Origin of the sequence: Arthrobacter mobilis (assembly GCF_012395835.1) — a bacterium.
Lineage (GTDB): Bacteria > Actinomycetota > Actinomycetes > Actinomycetales > Micrococcaceae > Crystallibacter > Crystallibacter mobilis.
The window spans coordinates 27,408-49,631 of sequence record NZ_JAAZSQ010000021.1; the positions used below are offsets into that span (position 1 = coordinate 27,408).

21 protein-coding genes and 1 riboswitch are annotated in these 22,224 nt (G+C 70.6%); of the genes, 12 read left to right on the plus strand and 9 right to left on the minus strand.

What is annotated here, in order from left to right; genetic code table 11:
- Positions 1 to 322: 322 nt before the first annotated feature.
- The 3 genes from HGG74_RS17225 to HGG74_RS17235 all read left to right on the plus strand — a co-directional run bounded on the left by HGG74_RS17225 (position 323) and on the right by HGG74_RS17235 (position 3,145).
- Positions 323 to 511 carry a hypothetical protein gene (locus HGG74_RS17225; RefSeq protein ID WP_205762096.1) on the plus strand — a complete coding sequence of 63 codons (189 nt, stop codon included), beginning with the start codon at positions 323 to 325 and terminating at the stop codon, positions 509 to 511.
- A 77-nt stretch (positions 512 to 588) separates the two neighbouring features.
- On the plus strand, positions 589 to 1,623 hold the full coding sequence (locus tag HGG74_RS17230) for an LLM class flavin-dependent oxidoreductase (protein ID WP_168488364.1): 1,035 nt from the start codon (positions 589 to 591) through the stop codon (positions 1,621 to 1,623).
- A 73-nt stretch (positions 1,624 to 1,696) separates the two neighbouring features.
- Positions 1,697 to 3,145: a lipase maturation factor family protein gene (locus tag HGG74_RS17235; RefSeq protein WP_168488366.1), complete on the plus strand. Its 1,449-nt coding sequence runs from the start codon at positions 1,697 to 1,699 to the stop codon at positions 3,143 to 3,145.
- 71 nt (positions 3,146 to 3,216) lie between these two features.
- Here HGG74_RS17235 and HGG74_RS17240 read toward each other — a convergent pair whose 3' ends face one another.
- Positions 3,217 to 4,548 carry an MFS transporter gene (locus HGG74_RS17240; RefSeq protein ID WP_168488368.1) on the minus strand — a complete coding sequence of 444 codons (1,332 nt, stop codon included), beginning with the start codon at positions 4,546 to 4,548 and terminating at the stop codon, positions 3,217 to 3,219.
- A 220-nt stretch (positions 4,549 to 4,768) separates the two neighbouring features.
- Between HGG74_RS17240 and HGG74_RS17245 the strand changes: the two genes are divergently transcribed.
- The 5 genes from HGG74_RS17245 to galK all read left to right on the plus strand — a co-directional run bounded on the left by HGG74_RS17245 (position 4,769) and on the right by galK (position 10,830).
- Positions 4,769 to 5,641: a shikimate dehydrogenase gene (locus tag HGG74_RS17245; RefSeq protein ID WP_168488370.1), complete on the plus strand. Its 873-nt coding sequence runs from the start codon at positions 4,769 to 4,771 to the stop codon at positions 5,639 to 5,641.
- Between the two features lie 2 nt (positions 5,642 to 5,643).
- The gene (locus tag HGG74_RS17250) at positions 5,644 to 7,563 is read left to right on the plus strand and encodes a bifunctional sugar phosphate isomerase/epimerase/4-hydroxyphenylpyruvate dioxygenase family protein (RefSeq protein ID WP_168488372.1); all 1,920 of its coding nucleotides are present in this window, start codon (positions 5,644 to 5,646) and stop codon (positions 7,561 to 7,563) included.
- A gap of 23 nt (positions 7,564 to 7,586) precedes the next feature.
- Positions 7,587 to 8,390 (plus strand): IclR family transcriptional regulator domain-containing protein, encoded by an 804-nt coding sequence (locus HGG74_RS17255; RefSeq protein WP_168488374.1) that lies wholly within the window; start codon positions 7,587 to 7,589, stop codon positions 8,388 to 8,390.
- 144 nt (positions 8,391 to 8,534) lie between these two features.
- Complete coding sequence (gene galT, locus HGG74_RS17260; protein WP_168488376.1) at positions 8,535 to 9,662, plus strand: galactose-1-phosphate uridylyltransferase; 1,128 nt, start codon at positions 8,535 to 8,537, stop codon at positions 9,660 to 9,662.
- On the plus strand, positions 9,655 to 10,830 hold the full coding sequence (gene galK / locus HGG74_RS17265) for a galactokinase (protein ID WP_168488378.1): 1,176 nt from the start codon (positions 9,655 to 9,657) through the stop codon (positions 10,828 to 10,830). The genes galT and galK overlap by 8 nt, the downstream gene beginning before the upstream one ends.
- 55 nt (positions 10,831 to 10,885) lie before the next feature.
- On the opposite strand, the gene HGG74_RS17270 is transcribed toward galK, so the two are convergent.
- The 5 genes from HGG74_RS17270 to HGG74_RS17290 all read right to left on the minus strand — a co-directional run bounded on the left by HGG74_RS17270 (position 10,886) and on the right by HGG74_RS17290 (position 14,144).
- Complete coding sequence (locus HGG74_RS17270; protein WP_168488379.1) at positions 10,886 to 11,389, minus strand: hemerythrin domain-containing protein; 504 nt, start codon at positions 11,387 to 11,389, stop codon at positions 10,886 to 10,888.
- Positions 11,390 to 11,398: 9 nt separating this feature from the next.
- The gene (locus tag HGG74_RS17275) at positions 11,399 to 11,863 is read right to left on the minus strand and encodes a universal stress protein (RefSeq protein WP_168488381.1); all 465 of its coding nucleotides are present in this window, start codon (positions 11,861 to 11,863) and stop codon (positions 11,399 to 11,401) included.
- Positions 11,864 to 11,908: 45 nt separating this feature from the next.
- Positions 11,909 to 12,115 carry a hypothetical protein gene (locus tag HGG74_RS17280; protein WP_168488383.1) on the minus strand — a complete coding sequence of 69 codons (207 nt, stop codon included), beginning with the start codon at positions 12,113 to 12,115 and terminating at the stop codon, positions 11,909 to 11,911.
- A gap of 93 nt (positions 12,116 to 12,208) precedes the next feature.
- Positions 12,209 to 13,051, minus strand: coding sequence for a DUF1206 domain-containing protein (locus HGG74_RS17285; protein ID WP_168488384.1), 843 nt, complete (start codon positions 13,049 to 13,051; stop codon positions 12,209 to 12,211).
- 82 nt (positions 13,052 to 13,133) lie between these two features.
- Positions 13,134 to 14,144, minus strand: coding sequence for a GmrSD restriction endonuclease domain-containing protein (locus HGG74_RS17290; RefSeq protein WP_168488386.1), 1,011 nt, complete (start codon positions 14,142 to 14,144; stop codon positions 13,134 to 13,136).
- 129 nt (positions 14,145 to 14,273) lie between these two features.
- Between HGG74_RS17290 and HGG74_RS17295 the strand changes: the two genes are divergently transcribed.
- A complete protein-coding gene (locus HGG74_RS17295; RefSeq protein ID WP_168488387.1) occupies positions 14,274 to 16,430 on the plus strand; it encodes an amylo-alpha-1,6-glucosidase in 2,157 nt (718 codons plus the stop codon).
- 128 nt (positions 16,431 to 16,558) lie between these two features.
- Here the strand turns inward: HGG74_RS17295 and HGG74_RS17300 are convergent, their stop codons facing one another.
- Positions 16,559 to 18,103 (minus strand): amino acid permease, encoded by a 1,545-nt coding sequence (locus tag HGG74_RS17300; protein ID WP_246262991.1) that lies wholly within the window; start codon positions 18,101 to 18,103, stop codon positions 16,559 to 16,561.
- Between the two features lie 482 nt (positions 18,104 to 18,585).
- Positions 18,586 to 18,690, minus strand: a riboswitch (glycine riboswitch).
- 215 nt (positions 18,691 to 18,905) lie between these two features.
- Between HGG74_RS17300 and HGG74_RS17305 the strand changes: the two genes are divergently transcribed.
- Entirely contained in the window at positions 18,906 to 19,634 is a 729-nt protein-coding gene (locus HGG74_RS17305; protein WP_168488388.1) for a hypothetical protein, read from the plus strand.
- Positions 19,635 to 19,686: 52 nt separating this feature from the next.
- Here HGG74_RS17305 and HGG74_RS17310 read toward each other — a convergent pair whose 3' ends face one another.
- Positions 19,687 to 19,923, minus strand: a complete 237-nt coding sequence (locus tag HGG74_RS17310; RefSeq protein ID WP_168488389.1) for a DUF6480 family protein — start codon at positions 19,921 to 19,923, stop codon at positions 19,687 to 19,689.
- A 77-nt stretch (positions 19,924 to 20,000) separates the two neighbouring features.
- Positions 20,001 to 20,858, minus strand: a complete 858-nt coding sequence (locus HGG74_RS17315; RefSeq protein ID WP_168488390.1) for an NAD(P)/FAD-dependent oxidoreductase — start codon at positions 20,856 to 20,858, stop codon at positions 20,001 to 20,003.
- A gap of 88 nt (positions 20,859 to 20,946) precedes the next feature.
- Here HGG74_RS17315 and HGG74_RS17320 point away from each other — a divergent pair, with 88 nt between their 5' ends.
- Both HGG74_RS17320 and HGG74_RS17325 read left to right on the plus strand, forming a co-directional pair.
- On the plus strand, positions 20,947 to 21,786 hold the full coding sequence (locus HGG74_RS17320; protein ID WP_168488391.1) for an SDR family oxidoreductase: 840 nt from the start codon (positions 20,947 to 20,949) through the stop codon (positions 21,784 to 21,786).
- A gap of 29 nt (positions 21,787 to 21,815) precedes the next feature.
- Positions 21,816 to 22,163 (plus strand): hypothetical protein, encoded by a 348-nt coding sequence (locus HGG74_RS17325; RefSeq protein WP_168488392.1) that lies wholly within the window; start codon positions 21,816 to 21,818, stop codon positions 22,161 to 22,163.
- Positions 22,164 to 22,224: the final 61 nt, after the last annotated feature.

The window sequence follows — 22,224 nt, forward strand, 5'->3', positions numbered from 1 at the left end:
GGCGGCGAAGGCAGCGGTGCCAAGCACCGCCCTGCGGCGGTCGGCGGCGGTGGGTTCGTTCATGGGCACCATTCTGCATCGCCCTCCCCCGGCCGGCCACGGGCGGCGGGGCCGGACCGCCGGCGGCTGTTCCGGCGGGCGCCGCGATGCTCTGCTCCCTCCGGCCGGAAGGATGGCTTCATGGCTCTTGATACCGCCCGGATCCGCGCCCATTTCCCGTCCCTGTCCTCCGGCGGCACCCTGGCTCCCGACGCCACCGGGCCGGCCGCTGCCCGGCCTGCTCGAATCCAACCGGGCGGACAAACTGCTGCCGTCAACCAGCATGGTGCCCGAGCGCTTCGGGTACGGCACGCTGCCCGGCGAAGTCCTGGGCGGCGTCGACGCGGTCGCCGTGCACTCGAGGGCAACGTCCCGCACCGCCACTAGGCCGCTCACCGTCCGCGGACGGGAAGCCGCCGGCATCAGCAGGTTCCTGGCCGGAGGGAATGTCCAGGACTCCGCGCAGGAATAACGTGCGCCCGCGCCCGGTTGCGTGAAAAGATGCAAATGCATCAATTTTACCGACACCGCACCAGGAAGGCGCCGCACATGGCACACGCAATCGAGCTCGGCCTCGACACCTTTGGGGACGTCACCTACGGCCCCGACGGGAAGCTGCTGCCCCACCACCAGGTGGTGCGCAACGTCGTCGAGGAGGCCGTGCTCGCGGACGAGCTGGGCCTGGACTTTATCGGCATCGGCGAACACCACCGCGAGGACTTCGCCGTCTCCGCCCCGGACGTGGTGCTGGCGGCCATCGCCGCGCGCACCAGCCGCATCCGCCTCGGCTCCGCCGTCACCGTGCTCAGCTCGGACGATCCGGTCCGGGTCTTCCAGCGCTTCGCCACGCTCGATGCCGTCTCCAACGGCCGCGCCGAAGTGATCCTGGGCCGCGGCTCCTTCACCGAGTCCTTCCCGCTGTTCGGTTTCGACCTGGGCCGGTACGAGGAGCTGTTCGAGGAAAAGCTGAACCTCTTCACCGAGCTGCGCAAGGAGGAGCCGGTCAGCTGGTCCGGCAGCACCCGGCCGCCGCTGCAGGGGCAGCGGGTCTACCCGCCGACGGCCTCCGGTTCCCTGCCCACCTGGATCGCCGTCGGCGGCACCCCGCAGTCGGTGGTCCGGGCCGCACACTACGGACTGCCCCTGATGCTGGCCATCATCGGCGGGGCACCGCTGAACTTCGCCCCCTTCGTGGAGCTGTACCACCGGGCGCTGGAGCAGTTCGGCCAGCCGCAGCTGCCCGTCGGCGTGCACTCCCCCGGCTACGTCGCCGCCACTGACGAGCAGGCCCGGGAGGAAATGTGGCCGCACTACGTGGCCATGCAGGAGCGCATCGGCCGCGAGCGCGGCTGGAGCCGGATGAGCCGGGAGCAGTTCGAGGCCGAGGCAGGCCCGGACGGGGCCCTGTTCGTCGGCTCCCCGGAGACGGTGGCGGCCAAGATCGTGGCGGTGGCGCGGGGGCTGGGGCTCTCCCGCTTCGACCTGAAGTACAGCCTGGGCACGCTGCCGCACGAGCAGCTGATGACCAGCATCGGCCTCTACGGGCGCGAAGTGGCCCCGGCGGTGCGCGAGCAGCTCGCCTAGCCAGCCCTGCCGCCGTCCGGGCCCGGCGGCAGGCCTTGACACCCTCGGGCGCCGTTCTAACGTGGAAAATGCCATGGACTGGTTCAACGCCGAGGGATTTGAGCTGGCGCGGCAGGTGCTGCAGCGGGGCATCGCCGCGATCTACCTGATTGCGTTCCTCTCCGCCGCCGCGCAGTTCCCGGCGCTGCTGGGCGAGCACGGGCTGCTGCCGGTCCCGAAGTACCTGGGCTGGTCGGGGGCCCGCGGGCCGACCCTCTTCCGCCGGCACTACAGCGACCGGCTGCTGCTGGCCGTGGCCTGGACCGGGGCCGCAGTGTCGGCGCTGCTGGTGGCCGGGCTGCCGCAGGCCGGGCCCTCGTGGCTGCCGATGCTGGCGTTCCTGCTGCTGTGGGGTCTGTACATGTCGATCGTGAACGTGGGGCAGACCTTCTATGCCTTCGGCTGGGAGACGCTGCTGCTGGAGGCCGGCTTCATGGCAGCCTTCCTCGGTTCCCACCAGGTGGCCCCGCCGTACCCGATCCTGCTGCTGTTCATCTGGCTGGCCTTCCGGCTGGAGTTCGGCGCGGGGATGATCAAGATGCGCGGGGACCGCTGCTGGCGGGACCTGACCGCCCTCTACTACCACCACGAAACCCAGCCGATGCCCGGGCCGGCCAGCTGGTTCTTCCACCACCTGCCCAAGCCGCTTCACCGGCTCGAGGTGCTGGGCAACCACATCACCCAGCTGGTGGTGCCGTTCCTGCTCTTCGCGCCGCAGCCGGTGGCCAGCGTGGCCGCCGCCGTCGTGATTGCCACCCAGCTGTGGCTGGTGATCTCGGGCAACTTCGCCTGGCTGAACTGGCTGACCATCATTATCGCCTTCGCCGCCGTCAGCGACCGCGCGGTCCAGGCAGTGCTGCCGGGCCTGGGGGACTTCACTCCCGAGTACGGACCCACGCCCGCCTGGTTCACCGTCGTGGTGCTGGCCGTCTCGGCCCTGCTGCTGGTGCTCAGCTACTGGCCGGCGCGCAACCTGCTCTCCCGGCACCAGCTGATGAACAGCAGCTTCAACCGCTGGCACCTGGGCAACGCCTATGGGGCCTTTGGCTCGATCACCCGCCAGCGCTACGAAATCATCGTGGAAGGCTCGCTGGACGGCGTCGACTGGCGCGAATACGAATTCAAGGGCAAGCCCGGGGACCCGGCCCGGATGCCGCGGCAGTTTGCCCCGTACCATCTGCGGCTGGACTGGCTGATGTGGTTCCTGGCCCTGGGCTCGCGCGGGGAGAACTGGTTCATCCCGTTCCTGCGCAAGCTGCTGGAGGCGGACCGGCCGACCCTGCGGCTGCTGCGCGTGGATCCGTTCGACGGCGAGGCCCCCAAGTATGTCCGGGCGCGGATCTTCCACTACCGGTATTCGACCTGGGCGGAGAAGCGGGCCACCGGGCAGTGGTGGATCCGCCGGCCCGCCGGGGTGCTCGTGCAGCCGCTGACGCTGGCGCGGGGCAGCCAGCGCCGGGCCTGGCTGGGCGACTGGAGCTGAGGCCGGGGCCGGGAACCGGGAAAAGCACGCAGGCCCCGCGGCGATGCCGCGGGGCCTGCAGGTGGGACCGGCTAGACCTTGGCCGGCTCGCGCAGGCCCAGCTCCGCCGTCGGCACCTGGTAGGTTTCGCGGGCGGTCAGCGCCGAGACCGCGGCAACGGTGCAGATGGCCGCGGTGAAGATGCTGGTCGCCACCCAGCCGCCCGGCTGCAGGCCGCCGATGGCTGCGACGATGGACGGCGCGAACCCCGCCATGAGGAAGCCCAGCTGCGTGCCGATGGCCAGGCCGGAGAACCGGACGCGGGCGCTGAACATTTCGGAGTAGAACGAGGGCCAGACGGCGTTGGCCGCCGCATAGCCGCAGGAGAAGACCAGCACGGAGAGGGCGAACTGCAGCAGCATGTTGCCCGATTCCATGGACAGCAGGTAGAGGGGCATGGCCACCGCGGATGAGAGCGCCCCGTAGATGAACACCGGCTTGCGGCCGATCCTGTCGGCGAGGTTGCCGAAGAAGGGCTGGGTGAACAGGGCCACGACATTGCCCGCGACCACGAGCCAGAGCGTGATGCCCTCGTCGACATTGCCGACCTCGGCCCCGTACTTGATGGCGAGGGTGCCGTACACGGTGGAGACGGCGGCGATGAAGGCGCAGCAGATGACGCGCAGCACGTCGCGCCAGTGGTTCTTCAGCAGCACCCCGACCGGCAGCTTCGCGATCTCGTTGTTGGCCTTGGCCGCCTCGAAGGTGGGGGTCTCGTGCAGGGAGCGGCGGATGAAGTAGGTGACGATGACGACGACGGCGCTGAGCCAGAACGGGATGCGCCAGCCGATGCCGTACTTGATCTCGTCCGGCAGGGCCACCACGGGCACGAAGATCAGGGCGGCGAGGATCTGCCCGCCCTGGGTGCCGGTCAGGGTCCAGGAGGTGAAGAAGGAGCGGCGGTTGTCCGGGGCGTGCTCCAGGGTCAGGGAGCTGGCACCGGCCTGCTCGCCGGCCGCGGACAGGCCCTGCATCAGCCGGCAGAGCACCAGGATGGCGGGGGCCCACCAGCCGATCGTGGCGAAGCTGGGGATGCAGCCGATGACGAAGGTGGCCAGGCCCATCAGCACCAGGGTGAACATCAGGACCTTCTGGCGCCCGATGCGGTCGCCGAAGTGGCCCACGAACACGGCGCCGACGGGCCGGGCGATGTAGGCGAAGCCGAAGGTGGCCAGCGACATGATGCTGGCCTGGGCGTTGGCGTCCGGAAAGAAGACGTGCGGGAAGATCAGCGCGGCGGCCGAGCCGAAGATGAAAAAGTCGTAGTACTCGACCGCGCTTCCCATGAAGCTGGCCAGCGCGGCTCTGGCCGGCGTCTTTTGGTGCACAGCGCTGTTTTCGCCGGTGGGCGCCGAGGCTGTCATGGCATCTCCTTGCTACTGTCCCGTCGGGACGTTGGGGACCGGCTTCCGGCGCTAGGGCCGCCGGGCGGTCCGGCTGCAACATTTGTGCGCTTTCCGCACGCTTGTGCAGCATTCGAACGTCACAACAATGTAGCCGGGACCACACCCCAATGCAAGCCGCTTCACATTTTCGTGCGCTATGCGTACGATTGTGCAGAAATCGAACAGCGGAAGGACCACCGTGAGCACAGTGTCGGAATCCTATTTGGTTGGACTGATCGGCGAGGGCATCACCATCTCGCTCACCCCGCCGATGCACGAGCGCGAGGCGGACCAGCACGGCCTGCGCTACCTCTACCGCCCGATCGACCTGTCCGCCATCAACCGCCCGGCCGGGTCCGTCGGCGAGCTGCTGCGCCAGGGCCGGGACCTCGGCTTCAACGCCTTCAACATCACGCACCCGTGCAAGCAGCTGGTCCTGGAGCACCTGGACGAGATTTCCGACGACGCCCGCCGGCTGGAGGCGGTCAACACCGTGCTCGTCCGGGACGGCAAGCTGATCGGACACAACACCGACTTCTCCGGGTTCGGCACCGCCCTGGCCTACGGCCTGCCCGGCGCCGGGCTCGGCTCGGTGGTGCAGCTGGGCACCGGCGGGGCCGGTTCGGCGGTGGCCTATGCCCTGCTCAAGTCCGGAGTCCGGACCCTGACGCTGACCGACCTGGCCCCGGAGCGGGCCGCCGCCCGCGCGGCCGCCCTGGCCGCCCTCTTCCCGGACCGGCAGGTCGGGTCGGTGCCGGCCGCGGACCTGCCGGCGGTGCTCGCCGCGGCCGACGGCGTCGTCAACGCCACCCCGGTGGGCATGCACACCCACCCGGGCCTGCCGCTGGACACCGGCCTGCTTGAGCCCCGCCACTGGGTCGCCGACGTCATCTACCGCCCGGTGGAAACCGAACTCATCACGGTGGCTGCGGCCAAGGGCTGCCGGACCCTGGACGGCGGGCACATGGCCGTCGGCCAGGCCGTGGACGCGTTCCGCCTGATCACCGGACTGGAGCCGGACCCGGCCCGCATGCGCGCGCACTTCCTGGACCTGCTGGCCGAGGGCCGCTGAGCATGCGCACCTCCATTGCCACCGTCTGCCTCAGCGGCACTCTGGAAGAGAAGATGCATGCCTGCGCCAGGGCGGGCTTCGACGGCATCGAGATCTTCGAGCAGGACCTGCTGGTCTCCCCGCAGAGCCCGGCACAGATCCGCGCGCTGGCGGCCGAACTGGGCCTGAGCCTGGACCTGTACCAGCCGTTCCGCGACTTCGAGGGCGTGGACGAGCAGCAGCTGGCGGACAACCTCTACCGCGCCGAGGCCAAGTTCATGCTGATGCGCGAGCTGGGCATGGACCTGATGCTGCTGTGCAGCAATGTCGCCACCGCCACCCTGGGCGATGATGGGACCGCCGCCGCCCAGCTGCGCCTCCTCGGGGATCTGGCCGCCCGCTACGGCATCCGCATCGCCTACGAGGCGCTGGCCTGGGGCAGGTTCGTCAACGACTTCGAGCACGCCTGGCGGATCGTCGAGCTGGCCGACCATCCCAACATCGGCACCTGCCTGGACAGCTTCCACATCCTCTCGCGCGGCTGGGATCCCGCCGGCATCGAGAAGATCCCGGCGGAGAAGATCTTCTTCGTCCAGCTGGCCGACGCCCCGCAGCTGAGCATGGACATCCTCTCCTGGAGCCGGCACTACCGGGTCTTCCCCGGCGAGGGCGCGTGGGCACTGGACCAGTTCCTGGGCCACCTGGTCCGCGGCGGCTACGCCGGGCCGGTCTCTTTGGAAATCTTCAACGACGTCTTCCGCCAGGCCGACGAGGTGCGCACCGCCGTGGACGCGATGCGCTCGCTGATCTGGCTGGCCGAGCGCACCTCGGTCCACCTGCAGGAGACCGACGGGCCGCAGGCGCGCTACCCGATGGAGCTGGCCACGCTGCCGCAGGTGCCCGAACCCACCGGCTTCAACTTCGCCGAGGTCAAGGCCGAAGACACCGGACAGCTCCAGACGCTGCTGGGCCAGCTCGGCTTCACCTTCCAGGGCCGGCACCGCACCAAGGCGGTCCAGCTGTGGACGCAGGGCCGGGCCCGGATCATCATCAACGAGCAGCAGGCGCGGAACCAGGAGCCGGCGATCGCGGCCCTGGGCTTCGACGTGGCCGACCCGGTGCGCGCCGCCTCGCGGGCGGTGCAGCTCAAGGCCGAGCCGGTACCGCGGCAGAGCCAGGCCGACGAGGAGGTCCTGCAGGGCGTGTACGCCCCGGACACCACCGAGGTCTTCTTCTGCCAGGGCACCGGCGACGGCACCGCCGCCTGGACCCGGGAGTTCGCCCGTCCGCAGGACAGCAGCGCAGCCGGCACCGCCGGGAACACCGGCCTGGACCTGGTCACCCAGGTGGACCACGTGAACCTGGCCCAGCCGTGGCAGCACTTCGACGAGAGCGTGCTCTTCTACGAGAGCACCCTGGCGCTGGCGCCCAGCCCGTCCACCGAGGTGCCCAGCCCGGTCGGCTTGGTGCGCAGCCAGGTCATGCGCACGCACGACGGCGCGGTGCGCCTGGCGCTGAACATTGCGCCGCTGGTGATGGAAAAGCCCGGGCCGTCGTCGGAATCGGCCTACCCGCAGCACATCGCCTTCGCCTGCACCGACCTGGTCGCGCTGGCCCGCCGCGCCGTCGCCGCCGGGCTGGAATTCCTGCAGATCCCGGCCAACTACTATGCCGATCTGCAGGCCCGCTTCCGGCTGGACCCGGCGCTGCTGGCCACCCTGCAGGAGCTGAACCTGCTCTATGACCGGGACGAGCACGGTGAGTTCCTGCACTTCTACACCGCCACCGTCGGCAGCGTGTTCTTCGAGGTCGTCGAACGCCGCGGCGGCTACAACGGCTACGGTGCCCCGAACGCCCCGGTGCGGCTGGCCGCCCAGTACCTGCTGGCCCAGCGCAGCCGGGACGGCTCCGCTAAAATCGCTGGATATGCCCGGAACCGGTGACTGCCGGGCGGAAAGACGGAACCATGACACAGCACACCGACGTGCTCGATGACGAAAACCCTGCCTACTGGGTGAAGTCGGTGGAGAAGACCTTCTCCATCCTGCTGGCCTTCAGCCCCGACGAACCGAGGCTGACCATCACCCGCGCCGCGGCCAAGGCCGACCTCAGCCGGGCCGCGGCCCGGCGGTTCCTGCTGACGCTGGCCGACCTGGGCTATGTGCGCATGGACGGCAGTTACTTCGAGCTCACCCCGCGCTGCCTGGACATCGGTGCCTCGTTCCTGGCCAACCTGTCGCTGCCGCAGATCGCCGAGCCACACCTGAAGGACCTGGCCGTCAAGCTGAACGAGACCGCCTCGCTGTGCGTGCTGGACGGGACGGACGTCGTCTACCTGGCCCGGGTGGCGGCCCCGCGGCTGCTCAGCGTCTCGGTCAATGTCGGCACCCGGTTCCCGGCCTGGGCCACCTCCATGGGCCGGGTGCTGCTCGCCGGCCTGCCGGAGAGCGTCCGGGAGGACTTCTACGCCTCGCTGAACCTGCAGCAGTTCACCCACCACTCGGTCAGCAGCATCGAGCAGCTGCGCGCCGAGGTGGACCGCGCGGGGCGGCAGGGCTTCTGCATGGTCTCCCAGGAGCTCGACGACGGGCTGCGCGGCGTGGCCGTGCCGGTGCGCCGCGGCAACGACCTGATCGCCGCGATCAATGTCTCGCTGCAGACCCACCGGGTGTCCGAGGCCGAAATCGCCCGGACCGTGGTGCCGGAGCTGCAGGAAGCCGCGCGGGCCATCGCCGACGACTTCGGCGGCCGGAGGGCCATCTCCGCCTGACCGCCCGGCCGCCCGGGGCCGGTCCGCCCCGGCAGCGGACGGGCAGCCATGGGCCAATTTCCCGTGCGGGCCGCATATCGGTTGGCCACTTTTTGCCCGCGGTGGGTTAGGTTGAACGGGACAGGCGCGAGGTAGGAGCCACGCATGGGCCCGATGACCATCACCCGGCTCGCGGACGGCCGGGAACTGTTCTATTTCGATGACGCGTTCCCCTCCGGCGGCGCTGCCGGGACCGCGGGTCCGCCGGCCTCCCGGGCGGTGCCGGATGAACGGCAGCTGCCGGAGCGGCCGCTCCCCGGCGAGCTGCGCTTCGATGTGCTCACCGGGGAGTGGGTGGTCGTGGCCGCCCACCGGCAGGACCGGACCCACCTGCCGCCGGCGGATGAATGCCCGCTGTGCCCGAGCAGCGGCGGACGGCGCTCGGAAATCCCCGCCCCGGACTACCATGTGGCGGTCTTCGAGAACCGCTTTCCCTCCCTGGGCCCGGATCCGGTGCCGGCCCCCGCGGACCCGGGCTGGGGCACCGCGGCCCCGGCCGGCGGCCGCTGCGAGGTGGTGGCCTTCACCTCCAGCCATACCGGCAGCTTCGCCGCCCTGGGTTCGGCACGGGTCCGGACCGTCATTGATGCGCTGGCCCAGCGCACCGGCGCCCTGAGCGCGCTGCCCGGAGTCCTGCAGGTCTTCTGCTTCGAAAACCGCGGCCCGGAAATCGGCGTCACCCTGCACCACCCGCACGGGCAGATCTACGCCTACCCGTACATCACCCCGCGCGCCGCGGTGATGGCCCGCGCAGCGCGGCGCCACTACGACGACGCCGCGGGGCGGGACACCCTGCTCGCCTCGGTGCTGCGCCGCGAGCGCCAGGACGGCAGCCGGATGGTGCTGGAAGGGCAGCTGTTCAGCGCCTATGTGCCCTTCGCCGCGCGCTGGCCGCTGGAAATCCACCTGGTGCCGCACCGCCACGTGGCGGACCTGGCCGGGCTCTCCGGCCCGGAGCGGGAGGAGCTGGCGGTGCTGTACCCGGAGCTGCTGGGCCGGCTGGACGCCCTCTACGGCAGCCCCACCCCGTACATCGCCGCCTGGCACCAGGCACCGGTGGATGCGTACTACCGCCCGGCCTGCTGCCTGCACCTGCAGGTCACCTCGCCGCGGCGGGCCGCGGACAAGCTCAAGTACCTGGCCGGCTCGGAGGCCGCCATGGGCGCGTTCATCAACGACACCGTGCCCGAGCAGATGGCCGCCCGGCTGCGGGAGGTGGCCGGCCGTGGCTGAACCGGACCGCTCCCCCGCCGGGCTCGCGGACGAGTTCGCCCGGATCTTCGGACACCGGCCGGAGGGCATCTGGGCCGGGCCGGGCCGGGTGAACCTCATCGGCGAGCACACCGACTACAACGCCGGCTATGTGCTGCCCTTCGCCATCGACCGCCAGACCTGCGTGGCCGTCGCGCGCCGGGCGGACCGCAGCGTGCGGCTGGCCACGATGCTGTCCCCGCACGAGGTGTCCGCCGCGGAACTGGACGAGGCGGGTCCGGGCCGGCCGGGCGGCCGGGCGCGGGACTGGACTGCCTATCCGTTGGGGGTGGCCTGGGCGCTCGGCGAGGCCGGCGTGGACGTGCCGGGGTTCGAGATGCTGGTCGATTCCACGGTGCCCGTGGGCGCAGGGCTGTCCTCCTCGGCCGCCCTGGAGTGTGCCGCCGCACTGGCCCTGGCCGAACTGGCCGGTGCCGGGCTGAGCCTGCCGCAGCTGGCCGCCGCCGGCCAGCGGGCCGAGAACGACGTCGTCGGCGCCCCCACCGGCATCATGGACCAGACGGCGTCCCTGCTCGGCCGCGAGGGAGCGGCAGTGTTCCTGGACTGCCGCAGCGGCAGGACCGAGACCGTGCCCCTGCGGCTGGAGGCGGCGGGCCTGGACTGCCTGGTCATTGATACCAAGGTCTCGCACGCCCACGCCGACGGCGGCTACGCGGACCGCCGCGCCGCCTGCGAGCGCGCGGCGGCACTGCTGGGCGTGGGTGCGCTGCGCGACCTGGCGGTGTCCGACCTGCCGGCCGTCCGGCGGCGGCTCGACGGCACGGCCTTCCGCCGCGTGCGCCACGTGGTCACCGAAAACGCCCGGGTGCTGGAGGCTGTCAGGCTGCTGCGCGGTCCCGGCCCGCTGGCCGTCGGCGGCGTGCTGGATGCCGGCCATGCCTCGCTGCGGGAGGACTTCGAGGTCTCCTGCCCCGAACTGGACCTGGCCGTGGAGGCCGCCCGCGCCGCCGGGGCGGCCGGGGCGCGGATGACCGGCGGCGGCTTCGGCGGCTGCGTGCTGGCGCTGGTGCCGCACGCGCGGCTGGCCGCGGTCAGCACCGCCGTCGCGGACGCCTTCGCCGGGCGCGGCTACGCGGCGCCGGAGGCCTTCACCGTGCGCCCGTCGGCCGGGGCACGCCGGCTCAGCTAGCGGACGGAACGGGCCCCAGGAGGCGGCGGCGCACCGCCGTCAGGGGTGGCCGCGGTCAGGGATGCAGGTGCGCCTCGCCGACCAGCGACTCCAGGCCTTCGACGGCGCCGGCCAGGGACAGCCCGGGAGCGCCTGCCAGCAGCGGCACCAGCAGCCGGTCCTCCTTCTCCACGTGCAGCGCGAAGGTCCGTTCGATGGCCCCGCCGAGCACCGCCGCGGCCACCCCGCCGGCCCCGCGCAGCTCCTCCAGCAGGCCGGCCAGCGCGCGGTGCTCGGCCAGCAGGGCCTCCACCAGCAGCCGCCCCTCGGGCAGGCCCGCCGCCGGGGCGTAGAGCTTCTCCTCCTCGGCCAGGACGTGCGGGATGAGGTCCGACTCGCCCCATTCGATCAGGACCGTCCGGGCTTCGTGTCCGGCGACAGCGTCCCCGGCGGCCACCGCGTCCGCCAGGGCCGAGGCCAGGGACTTCAGCCGGTGCAGCAGCTGCCCGTGGTGGTGCTGCAGGGCTGCACGCGCCGGGTCCCGGGCGGCGTCCGCTGGTTCCCCAAGTGGTCCGTTCATGATGTTCTCCTAACTGTCGTCGGCGCTGCCGGAGGTATCTTCCCCGGGGCCGGCCCGGACAATCAGCACCGGGCAGGGTGCATGGGCGACGCAGGCGGCGCTGACCGAGCCCAGCAGCAGGCCGGCGAACCCGCCCTGGCCGCGGCTGCCGAGCACGAGCATCCGGGCGTTGCGGGCGGCCTCGATCAGTTCCCCGGCAGGCTGCCCCTGGACCGTCCCGGACTGCAGCTCGGCCGGTGGCTGCCCGCCGTAGGCCCGCTCCAGGGTATCCGCGAGCACCCGCCCGGCGTCCTCGGCCGGATTCCACCGCACCGGAGCGACGGTGCCGGCGGCTACCTGGTGGTGCCAGGCGGTCACGGCCTCCACCACACAGCCGAGCGCGTCGGCGAGCAGCTTCGCGTGGCGCAGCGCCGCGACGGAGAGGTCCGAGCCGTCCACGCCGACGACGATCCGCTGCCGTCCCTGGTCAGCCATTGTCTGTCACCACCTTCGCGGTGAACCGGGCCGGGCCGGCGCAGCTCACGGTGAAGGCTGCGGCAGCTCGCACTCGACCTTCGGATTCAGCCCGGTGTAGTTCAGCGGCCCGGCAGCGATCGCCGCCGCCACCGTGCCGGCCTGTGCGCAGTTCTCCGGCGGCGCCCCGAAATAACCCCGCTGCGCCGCAGCCAGCACACCGATGGCCAGCCACACCACGACCAGCAGTCCCAGAATCGATCCTGCGCGCATCCTGTCCTCCCGACTCGGACACCGCGGCACACCGGGTGCCGTTGTGAGCAGATTATCCGCTCCCCCGCTGCCGCGGTCCAGCCTCGGCCGCGGTCACATCCTCCCGTACTTGGCCCGGATCATCGCGAAGATGCCGTACGCGATCAGCCCGGCAGCCACGGCGCTGAGCACGTAGACGCCGAGGGGATGGTCCCGCAGGGCCTTCAGGCTCCCGTCCAGCCCGGTCGACTCCGCCGGATCGTGCCGGACCGAGGCCACAATGACCAGCAGCCCCACCAGCCCGAGCGCGATGCCCTTGGCGATGTGCCCGAACACACCCAGGCTCGTCAGCAGCTTGCCCCGCTTGCCGTCCCCGAAGGAAAGCTCCTCCTTGAACCCCCGCCGCAGTGCCTTGACCACAAAATAGACGCCGATGCCGATGACGGCGGCGCCGATGCCAATCAGCACGGGCAGGCCGAAGGGCGTGCCCAGCAGTGCGGCGGTGAAATCGCTGGTGGATTCGCCTGAATCCGTACGCCGGCCGAGCGCGAAGTTGGCGAACATCAGGGCGACGCTGCCGTAGCCGATGCTCAGCCCGCCGGAGGAGACCGCCTTTTCCGCCCGCTCCCGCCGACGCCGGCGCCGCATCCTCAGCGTCGCCTCGCTCAACTGCCACAGCGATAGCCCCGCGCAGCCGGCAAACCCGGCCCACATGAGCACCGGTCCGAACGGGCTGTCCGCCAGCAGTTCGACGGCGCCGGCCGGGTCAGCCTCGCCGTCGCCGCCGAAGGCGATGACCAGCGCGATGGCCCCGATGAGGATGTGCAGCAGGCCGGTCACGGCGAAGCCGAAGCGCGCCAGCACATCGAGCGTCTTGGTGTCGGAAAGTTCCTCGGCGGCGTCCGCCGCCCGGGACGCGGCTTCCCGTGCCCCCTCGGCGGGGCTGGATTCCGTCATCGACCCTCCTGCGGTGCTGCCTGCCTTCCAGTGTCGCCCATCCCGCGTGTGCGCGGTAGGCGGCCGCGCGTGGCGGGACGGCTCAGGATTCGCAGCCCACGCCGTCGCCGTCGCGGTCGAACTTGGTGTCCCAGCCCGGGTCGCCGGCCCGGATCGGGGCCTCCCCCGCGGCCTTGACCTCGGTGCAGTTGCGGTAGGACGGCACTCCGGACCGGGATGCTTCGGCCGGGATCCGGGAGGTGCCGGCGGCCGCGGCCGCGGTGGTGCGCCTGGCGGCCACCGCGGCGGACGGGACCGGTTCCTGCGGGCAGGACGAGAGCACCCGGGCGATGGCATCGTGTTCGGCCTGCGTCATCCACAGCCCGTACTTGGCCTTGACCGCCGTCTGCCGGGCCACGTACCGGCAGCGGAAGCCCCTGTTCGGCGGCAGCCAGGAGGCCGCGTCCGAGTCGGATTTGGCGCCGTTGGCCGGCCCGTCGGCGGCGATCAGGTTCAGCGGGTCGTTGGCGAAGGCGAGGCGCTGCCGTGCGGACAGCAGCTGGGCGCCCTTCTGCCAGGCGTCCGACAGGGCCACCACATGGTCGATCTGCACCGCGGTACTGGTGGCGTTGCCGCGGACAAAACTGATCCTGGCAGCGGTATAGGGGTCGTTCAGCGTCCCGGAGGTGACAATGCAGCCGTGCGTGCCGGCCCGGTGCCGGATCCCGGCCAGGTCCCGGTTCAGGATGTCGTTGCGCGCGTCGCAGCCGTTGCCGTCGGGGTCCTGCCAGCCGTCGCCGAACCGGTCGCGGGAGTAGCCGGTCTTCGGTGCCCGTCCCTTGATGCCGATGGTCGACAGCTGGGCCAGCGCCGTGCCGGCCCGGGTCTCCGCCTGCTGCTGTGCTGAGGGCTGCTGCTGTGCAGGGGTGCCGGATCCGCCGGCCTCGGCGGTCCGGGCCGGCTGCGGCTGTGCCGGCTGCGAGGCTTCCGCCGGCTGTGCCGCAGTGGCGGCGGAAGCGCCGGCGGCGCCGGGCTGGCCGCAGCCGGCGGCACCGGCGGCCACCAGGACGGCGGCGAGGGCGGACAGGACTGTGGTGCGGAACGACACGTTCATGATCCCCGGCTGCTGTGAGTGGAACGCTGAATAGAACGTTTAATAGTACGGGATCCCGGGCGCTCTGGTGCCCCGGCCCGGGCAGGCGTAGATTCAAAAAAGCATGCAGGCACATCGAAGGAGCCAATCGTGGCCGCATGGAACGCTGACAGCATCGCAGGCCCTACCGGAGCCGGTGCCGTCACCTTGGTCGAGGGGGCCAACTTCTGCATCTCGCTGCAGAACGGGGACATTTTCCCCCATCATCCCCACGGGGTCTTCTTCCAGGACACCCGGATCCTCTCCCGCTGGAACCTCACCGTCAACGGAGAGCCCCTGGAGCCGTTGGGCGCGTGGACGCCCGCCCCGTACCAGGGCAGCTATGTCGGCCGGGCGCCGCTGGCGGACGGACGGGCGGACAGCCCGCTCACCGTCGAGCGCAGCCGGGAGCTGGGCGCCGGGATCCTCGAGGACATCACCGTGCGCAACTACGGCCTTGAACCTGCCCACTGCCTCATTGCGCTGGCGGTGGAGGCCGACTTCGCCGACTTGTTCGAGGTCAAGGAAGGCCTCGCTCACCGGCAGTGGCAGCAGACCCGGCGCACCAGGCGCGGAACGCTGACCATCCAGGCCGAATGGCAGGGGGTGCGCAAGGGTGTCGTCGTCCGCGCCCCCGGTGCCGAGGCCGGGCCCGACGGGCTGCTCTTCCGCGCCGTCGTCCCCGCCCACGGCAGCTGGGGCGTGCAGGTGGCGGTGGTCCCGGCCACCGGCGACAGGGCGTGGGCCGGTCCCTCGGTCATGCATTCCCCGGACGCCGTCTCGCCCCGGGACCGCCGGCAGCAGGCGTGGGAGGCCAGCATGCCGGCGCTGCGGATGGGCAACCCGTCCGTCCAACGCACGGTCCTGCGCAGCCACGAGGACCTTGGAGCCCTGCGGATCGTGGACCCGCGGCAGCCCGAGCGCATGGTGGTGGCCGCCGGGGCACCGTGGTTCATGGCCCTGTTCGGCCGGGACTCGCTGCTGGCCTCCTACATGATCGTGGTCCTCGACCCCTCGCTGGCCCTGGGCACGCTGCAGACCTTGGCCAGCCGGCAGGGCACGGTGGTGGACCCGCTGACCGAGGAACAGCCCGGCCGCATCCTGCACGAGGTCCGGCTCGGGGTCGGTACGCAGCTGGCCCTGGGCGGCAAGTCCGCGTACTACGGCAGCGTCGATGCCACTCCCCTGTTCGTGACGCTGCTGGGTGAGGTCAGCCGCTGGGGCGTGCCCGCGGAGGACGTGACCGCGCTGCTGCCGCACGCGGACCGGGCGCTGGACTGGATCCGCGACTACGGGGACAGCGACGGGGACGGCTTTGTCGAATACCGGCGGCTCAACGACCAGGGCCTGGCCAACCAGGGCTGGAAGGATTCCTGGGACGGCATCAACTTCGCCAACGGGCGCATGGCGGAACCGCCCATCGCCCTGTGCGAGGTGCAGGGCTACGTCTACACCGCCTACATCGCCCGGGCCTGGATGGCGTACGACGCCGGGGACCTGGCGTTGGCGGCCGACCTGCGGGACCGCGCGGCCCGGCTGAAGCAGCGGTTCAACCAACAGTTCTGGCTGCCCGACAAGGGCTATTACGCCATCGCGCTGGACAAGGACAAACGCCCCGTCGATGCCTGCGCATCCAATATGGGCCACTGCCTCTGGTCCGGCATCGTGGACAGCGACAAGGCGCCCCTGGTGGCCGGGAAGCTGATGTCCCCGGAGATGTTCAGCGGCTGGGGCGTGCGCACCCTGGCCAGCAACATGGGCGCCTACAACCCGGTCAGCTACCACAACGGCTCGGTCTGGCCGCACGACAACGCGCTGATCGTGGCCGGCCTGATGCGCTACGGCTTCGTTCCCGAGGCCCAGCGGATTGCCACCGCCCTGCTGGAGGCCGCCGACTATACCGGGGGCCGGCTGCCGGAACTCTTCTGCGGGTTCGGCCGCGCCGACTACCCGGAGCCGGTGACCTACCCCACGTCCTGTTCCCCGCAGGCATGGGCCTCGGCGGCCCCGGTGATGCTGCTGCGCAGCATGCTGCGCTACGAGGCGCACCTGTCCCACGGCGGCCTCTGGATGGATCCGGTCCTGCCCGACTCCTGGGGATACCTGCACGCCCCCAACGTGCCGCTGGGCCCGGCCCGGATCACCATCAACGTCTCCGGTTCCAAGGTCTGGGTGGAGGGGCTGCCCCCGGGCGTGGAGCTGCACCGCGGCACGCGCCCGCCGCTGACGGACCTGATGGAACTGGCCGGACCGCGCCGGAGCCGGTAACCGGCCGCCGGCAGCTGCCGGCCGCGGACACGGCGGAGGGCCCCGCACGTGTGCGGGGCCCTCCGTCAGGCCGGCCTGTTTGGGCAGCGGCCGGTGGTCCGGCTGCCGGTGTTATTCGGCTGCCGGTGTTATTCGGCTGCGCCGACGGTTGCCGGTTCGCGGTCACCGGTCTCCCGGCCCTCGGCCTGAAGCCGAGCGCGGAACGCCTCGGCGCGGGCCACGTGCAGCGGACGCCGGCGCAGCACGGCCCAGGCCACGCCCAGGACCGCGAACCAGACCGGGGTCACCAGCAGCGCCATGAGTGTGTCCGGCTGGGTGGTCAGCGCCCAGAGCACGAAGGCGAAGAAGGCGAAGACCACCGAGACCATCACGCGTCCGCCGGGCATCTTGAAGGCGGACGCCTCGTGCAGGGCGGCCCGGCGCCCGCGGTAGACCAGGTAGCTGGCCAGGATGATGGACCAGACGAACATGAAGCACACCGCCGAGACGGTGGTGACCATCTCGAACGCCTTGCCCACGTTCTCGCCGGCGTACAGCAGCACCACGCCCGAGAGCAGCAGCACGCAGGTCAAAAACAGTGCGTTGCGCGGCACCTTGCGCGGGGAGAGCCTGCCGAAGACTGCCGGAGCGTCGCCTTCCTGGGCCAGGCCGAACACCATCCGGGAGGTGGAGTAGATGCCCGAGTTCGCGCTCGACATCGCCGAGGTCAGCACCACCAGGTTCACCACCGTGGCCGCAATGCCCAGGCCGGCCAGGGAGAACATGCCGATGAACGGGCTGTGGCCGGCACGGAACTCGGTCCACGGGGTGACGGCCATCAGGATGACCAGCGCGCCCACATAGAAGAGCAGCACCCTCACCGGGATGGAGTTGACGGCCTTGGGCAGGTTCTTCTCCGGGTCCTTGGCCTCGGCCGCGGTCGTGCCCACCAGCTCGATGCCCACGAAGGCGAACACGGCGATCTGGAAGCCGGCCACGAAGCCCATGAACTCATGCGGGAAGAAGCCGCCGTGGCTCCACAGGTTGGAGAAGCCGGCCGGGCCGGCCTCGGAGCTGAAGCCGGAGAAGATCATCACCAGGCCGGTGACGATCAGGGCCACGATGGCGATGATCTTGATCAGCGCGAACCAGAATTCGGTTTCACCGAAGGCCTTCACTGTCGGCAGGTTCAGCACCAGCAGGATGGCCACGGTGGCCAGCCCCGGGATCCACAACGGGATGCCCGGGACCAGCTCGTTGGCATAGCCGGAGATCGCGATCACGTCGGCGATGCCGGTGACCACCCAGCAGAACCAGTAGGTCCAGCCGGTAAAGAACCCGGCCCACGGGCCCAGCAGGTCGGCGGCGAAGTCGCTGAAGGACTTGTACGCCAGGTTGGACAGCAGCAGCTCGCCCATCGCCCGCATGACGAAGAAAAGCATGAAGCCGATAATCATGTACACAAAGATCACCGACGGACCCGCCACCGAGATGGTCTTGCCCGAGCCCATGAACAAGCCGGTGCCAATGGCCCCGCCGATGGCAATGAGCTGGATATGCCGGTTGGACAACTGCCGCTCAAGGTGGGGTTCCTGGGCCGCGGACGAAACGGACGTACCTCCAGGGGTAGCGGAGGGCTGGGACGGATTGCCGGACGGGTGGCCCGACGCGGTTCCGGTGTTCCGGTCTGACATGCAGATTTCTCTCTTCCTTCTTGCGGTACCGCACCCGCGATGCTCGACGGCGGCGCGCGGTGGTGCACCTGTCCTCGCCCTTGAGGGCAGGCACGTTTGTTAAGCCTTTATGGCACAGGGATGTTGCGGTCCTGTTTCGGACGAACGGATCCTCCGGCATGGCCGGAGCAAGGGAGGCCACCCGGCGCTGCAGGGCGCCGTCACCTCAGCAGGGTCAGCGGCGCAGGGGTCAGCGGCGCGGCGGGGCCTGCCCCAGCCCCCGGGCAGTGCCGGGCAGGCGCGGGTGGATGCACAACGATGGCTGCTGCATTCCGTGGTGGTGGATCAGGGGAGGCTCCATGTGCTGTCAGGGGATGCCGGAGGGCCGGACTCCTCCCCGCTCTGTCATTGACCTGAGAGTTTCCGCCGCACGCCTGAAAGGCGCGCAGCTTGCCCCGTGGGTGAGCCCCGCTGGCTGGACCGGGACTGCTTTTCAGAGGTGCCTTGCCGCGGCGGTACAGGGGCCTGAGAGATTCCCGGGGAGGATTTGCTCCTTCGGCGCCTGCCGTGGATCGTTCACACCGGCAGGACTCTCCCGCCGCGGTTCGAAGGCATATTCAGTTCGTGATGCGTATCACAGGGTATATGCCGGAAGGCGGACTTGCCAAATCGGGGCCGTCCGTCGGCAGGAGCTCCGCCTGTCGCAATTGACATCCGGTTTTGCCCGGCGCCGGCGGCGTGGTCGAATCTTACAGTGCCAACCGCCCGGAGCAGGGTTATTGGCATGCCGTGTCCGCCCCAATAACCACTCCGAGGAAACCCCGTGAGCATTTCCACCGACTACCTGCTCTCCGACGGCTCGCCCCGCTACGGCATCCGCACGGAAACGGCCCTGCCCTCCAGTGCGCCCGCCTGGCCCGATGACGCCCGCCTGGTCCCGCGCGAAGCTTCCCGCCTCGGGCTGCAGCACCTGGCCGCCGCCATCGACTCCCGCCTCACCCGCGCCTGGGCGGACAAGGAGGATCCCCTGCTGGCCGCACTGCGCGCCGGACACCCGGCCGAACTGGCGGCCGCCGAGGACCTGGTCAATGCCGAACTCGGCGGGCGGACCGCCTGGCTGCGCAAGGCCCAGGCCAACCGCGCCGCCTTCCTGGCACCGGTCGCCGGCCGGCGCCAGGCGGACGGCAGGTACGGTACCGCCGTGCTCCAGCGCGCCGTACTCGTCCTGGTGCTGACCGGTGTGGCCGGCGCCGTGGCTGCAGCCACCCAGGGGAACCTGCTGCCGCTGCTCGCCGCCGGGCTGGCGGTCTGCGGCCTGGCCTATGTGCTGGGCAACCTGGTGACGGCGCGCCTGCGGCTGCCCGTTCCGGCCCGGCTGCAGTCAGCCTGGCTGGAGGAAATCCGCCGGGACATCACCGACGCGACCCTGCTGTCGATCCTGCGGAGCAAGGGTGTGGACGTGGACGAGCGGACCGCGCGGGCGGCCGTGCGCGGCTGGGAGCACCTGCGGTTCGTCGCGGCCAAGGTCGACGAGATCCACGCCGGAAGCTAGCCCGCCGCTGCGTCCCACGGCGCCGACTTGCCCCGGCTCCGCGGGACGCCAACTATTCCTCGTGGCCCTGGTCCGCACTCATCTGGTCCTCGGCCGGCGGCGTTTCGCCCGGCGGCACGCCGCCGCCGGGCTCCAGCCCGGTAATGTTCTGGGTCACCGGATCGGGATTGGCGGAGGCGGCTTTGTCCGCGGAGGTCCGTTCCTCGTTGTCGTTGTCGGGCCGGACGCGGCCCGTTTCGGCCGGCTGGTCAGGATTCTGCGGGTCCTTGTCCGGACGGAAGCTGCTCATGGTCCTGCCCTTCACTGGAAAACCAAGGTTGCTTACCCGATTCACCCTAGGCACACGGTCCAGGGGCGGCAAGCCCGTTAGGACGCCGATGCCGCCGCCCGCCGGGCGGCGGACAGGGCGAAGACCGCTCCCATGCCGGCCGCATGGCCCGAGCCGATGGCCAGGTTGACCTGCTGCGCCCCCGTGGTCTGGTCGCCCGCGGCGAAGACGCCGGGAACGGTGGTGAGGCCCCGGGGATCGGTTTCAAGGTCGCCCGATCCGGTGCGCCCGCAGCCGAGCATGTCGGCGATGCCGTCCCGGAGCCGGAATTTCTGCTGGGCGAAGACCCGCCCGAACTCCGCCTGCCGGCCGTCGGAGAAGCTCACCACCACAGGACCGTCGTCCTGCCCGCCGCCGTCGAGCCGTGCCACTTCGGACGGATCCGCCCAGGCGATATCGTCCACCCAGTTGGGAAGTATTTCGCGCATGTGCTCAAGCCACTCAGGCTCACCCAGGGCGAGCACCCGCAGGTTCCTGGATTCGTAGCCGTCGCAGAACGGGCAGTGGACCACCTTCGTGCCCCAGAGGGCGTCGACGCCCGGCACCGGGGACGGCTCGTAGTCCACGCCCTGGGCCAGGACCAGCGTCCGGGCCTGCTCGGTGCGCCCGGAGGCGGTCAGCAGCCCAAAGCCGCCGCCGTCGTTCGCCTGCGCTTCGACCACGGTTTCCTGCCGGTAGCTGAACGTCGGGTAGGCGCGCAGTTGCCGCAGTCCTGCCTCGTACATGGCTGCCGGCGTACCTCCATCGTGCAGGAAGACCCCGCCCGAATGGGACGTGCGCAGGTTGTTCTGCCGGCCCGAATCCAGAAGCAGGACCCTCCGGCGGGCCCTGGCCAGCACCATGGCCGCCGCGAGCCCCGCCACTCCCCCGCCGATGATGACGCACTCATACTCCATGCCGCCGCCCTCCCTTTCCGCTTCTTCTCATCCGGCCCGGACGCGGTTAGTTTGTAAGCCTACTTGCTTTTTCCCGAAAGGACCCACCATGAGCCAGCCTGCACAGCAACAGGAAGTACCCGGCACCCAGTCCGCCATGACGCCGGTGCCGGACTGCGGCGAGGACAGCTACCGCGGCACCGGCAAGCTCAAAGGCAGGGCGGCCGTCATTACCGGCGGCGACAGCGGCATCGGCCGGGCGGTCGCGATCGCCTTCGCCCGCGAAGGAGCCGACGTGCTCATTTCCTACCTGAGCGAAGACGAGGATGCCCGGGACACGGCCCGCCTGGTCGAGGAAGCGGGGCAGCGGGCGGTCCTGGTGTCCGGCGACCTGGATACGGCGGAGCAATGCCGGAAGGTCATCGACACGGCGGTGCGCGAGTTCGGCAAGATCGACATCCTCGTCAGCAACGCCGCGTACCAGATGACCCGCACCTCGCTGGAGGAGATCCCGGACGATGAATGGGAATACACCTTCAAGGTCAACATTTCGGCGATGTTCTACCTGGCCAAGGCCGCCGTGCCGCACATGGCCCCGGGTTCGTCCATCATCGGCAGTTCCTCGGTGAACTCGGACATGCCCAGCCCGGCCCTGGCCCCGTACGCGGCCACCAAGGCAGCCATCGCGAACTTCTCCGCGAGCCTGGCCCAGCTCCTGGGCGAAAAGGGCATCAGGGTCAACAGCGTTGCCCCCGGCCCCATCTGGACCCCGCTCATCCCCTCCACCATGCCGCCGGAAAAGGTCGAGTCCTTCGGCAAGGACACCCCGCTGGGCCGGGCCGGCCAGCCGGCCGAACTGGCCCCGGTCTATGTCCTGCTCGCCTCGGATGATGGCAGCTACATCTCCGGCGCCCGGGTCGCAGTGACCGGCGGACGACCCATCCTCTGACAGGCCTGCAGGAACGGAAGGACACGGGCATGGCGGTCCAACTCAACAAGAAGGGCTTCGAGCATGCCAAGGCCCTGATCCGCGAGGGAAAGGTCGTCCGCGACAGCCGCGACGACTGGAGCGAGCATGCGCCGTCCACGCAGGAGCTGAGCAAGGCCCTGGACCGGGACGGGCCGAAAGAGTATGCGCAGTGGTTCCTTGGTGTTGACGACGAGCACCCGGAGGAGAGCAAGGCCCACTACAAGTTCCCGTTCAGCGACCTGCACAAGATTCACCGCTGCGCGGTGATTTCGGGGGAAAGCCGGGCGAGCCAGAACAACTACGACGACATCCGGGACGCTTTGGGCGAGCTGCTCAAGCGCATCGACGAATCCTGATCCCGGCAGGCAGACGAAAGTGGCCGGCGCGCGCGAAGGTTCGCGGGCGCCGGCCGCTGCC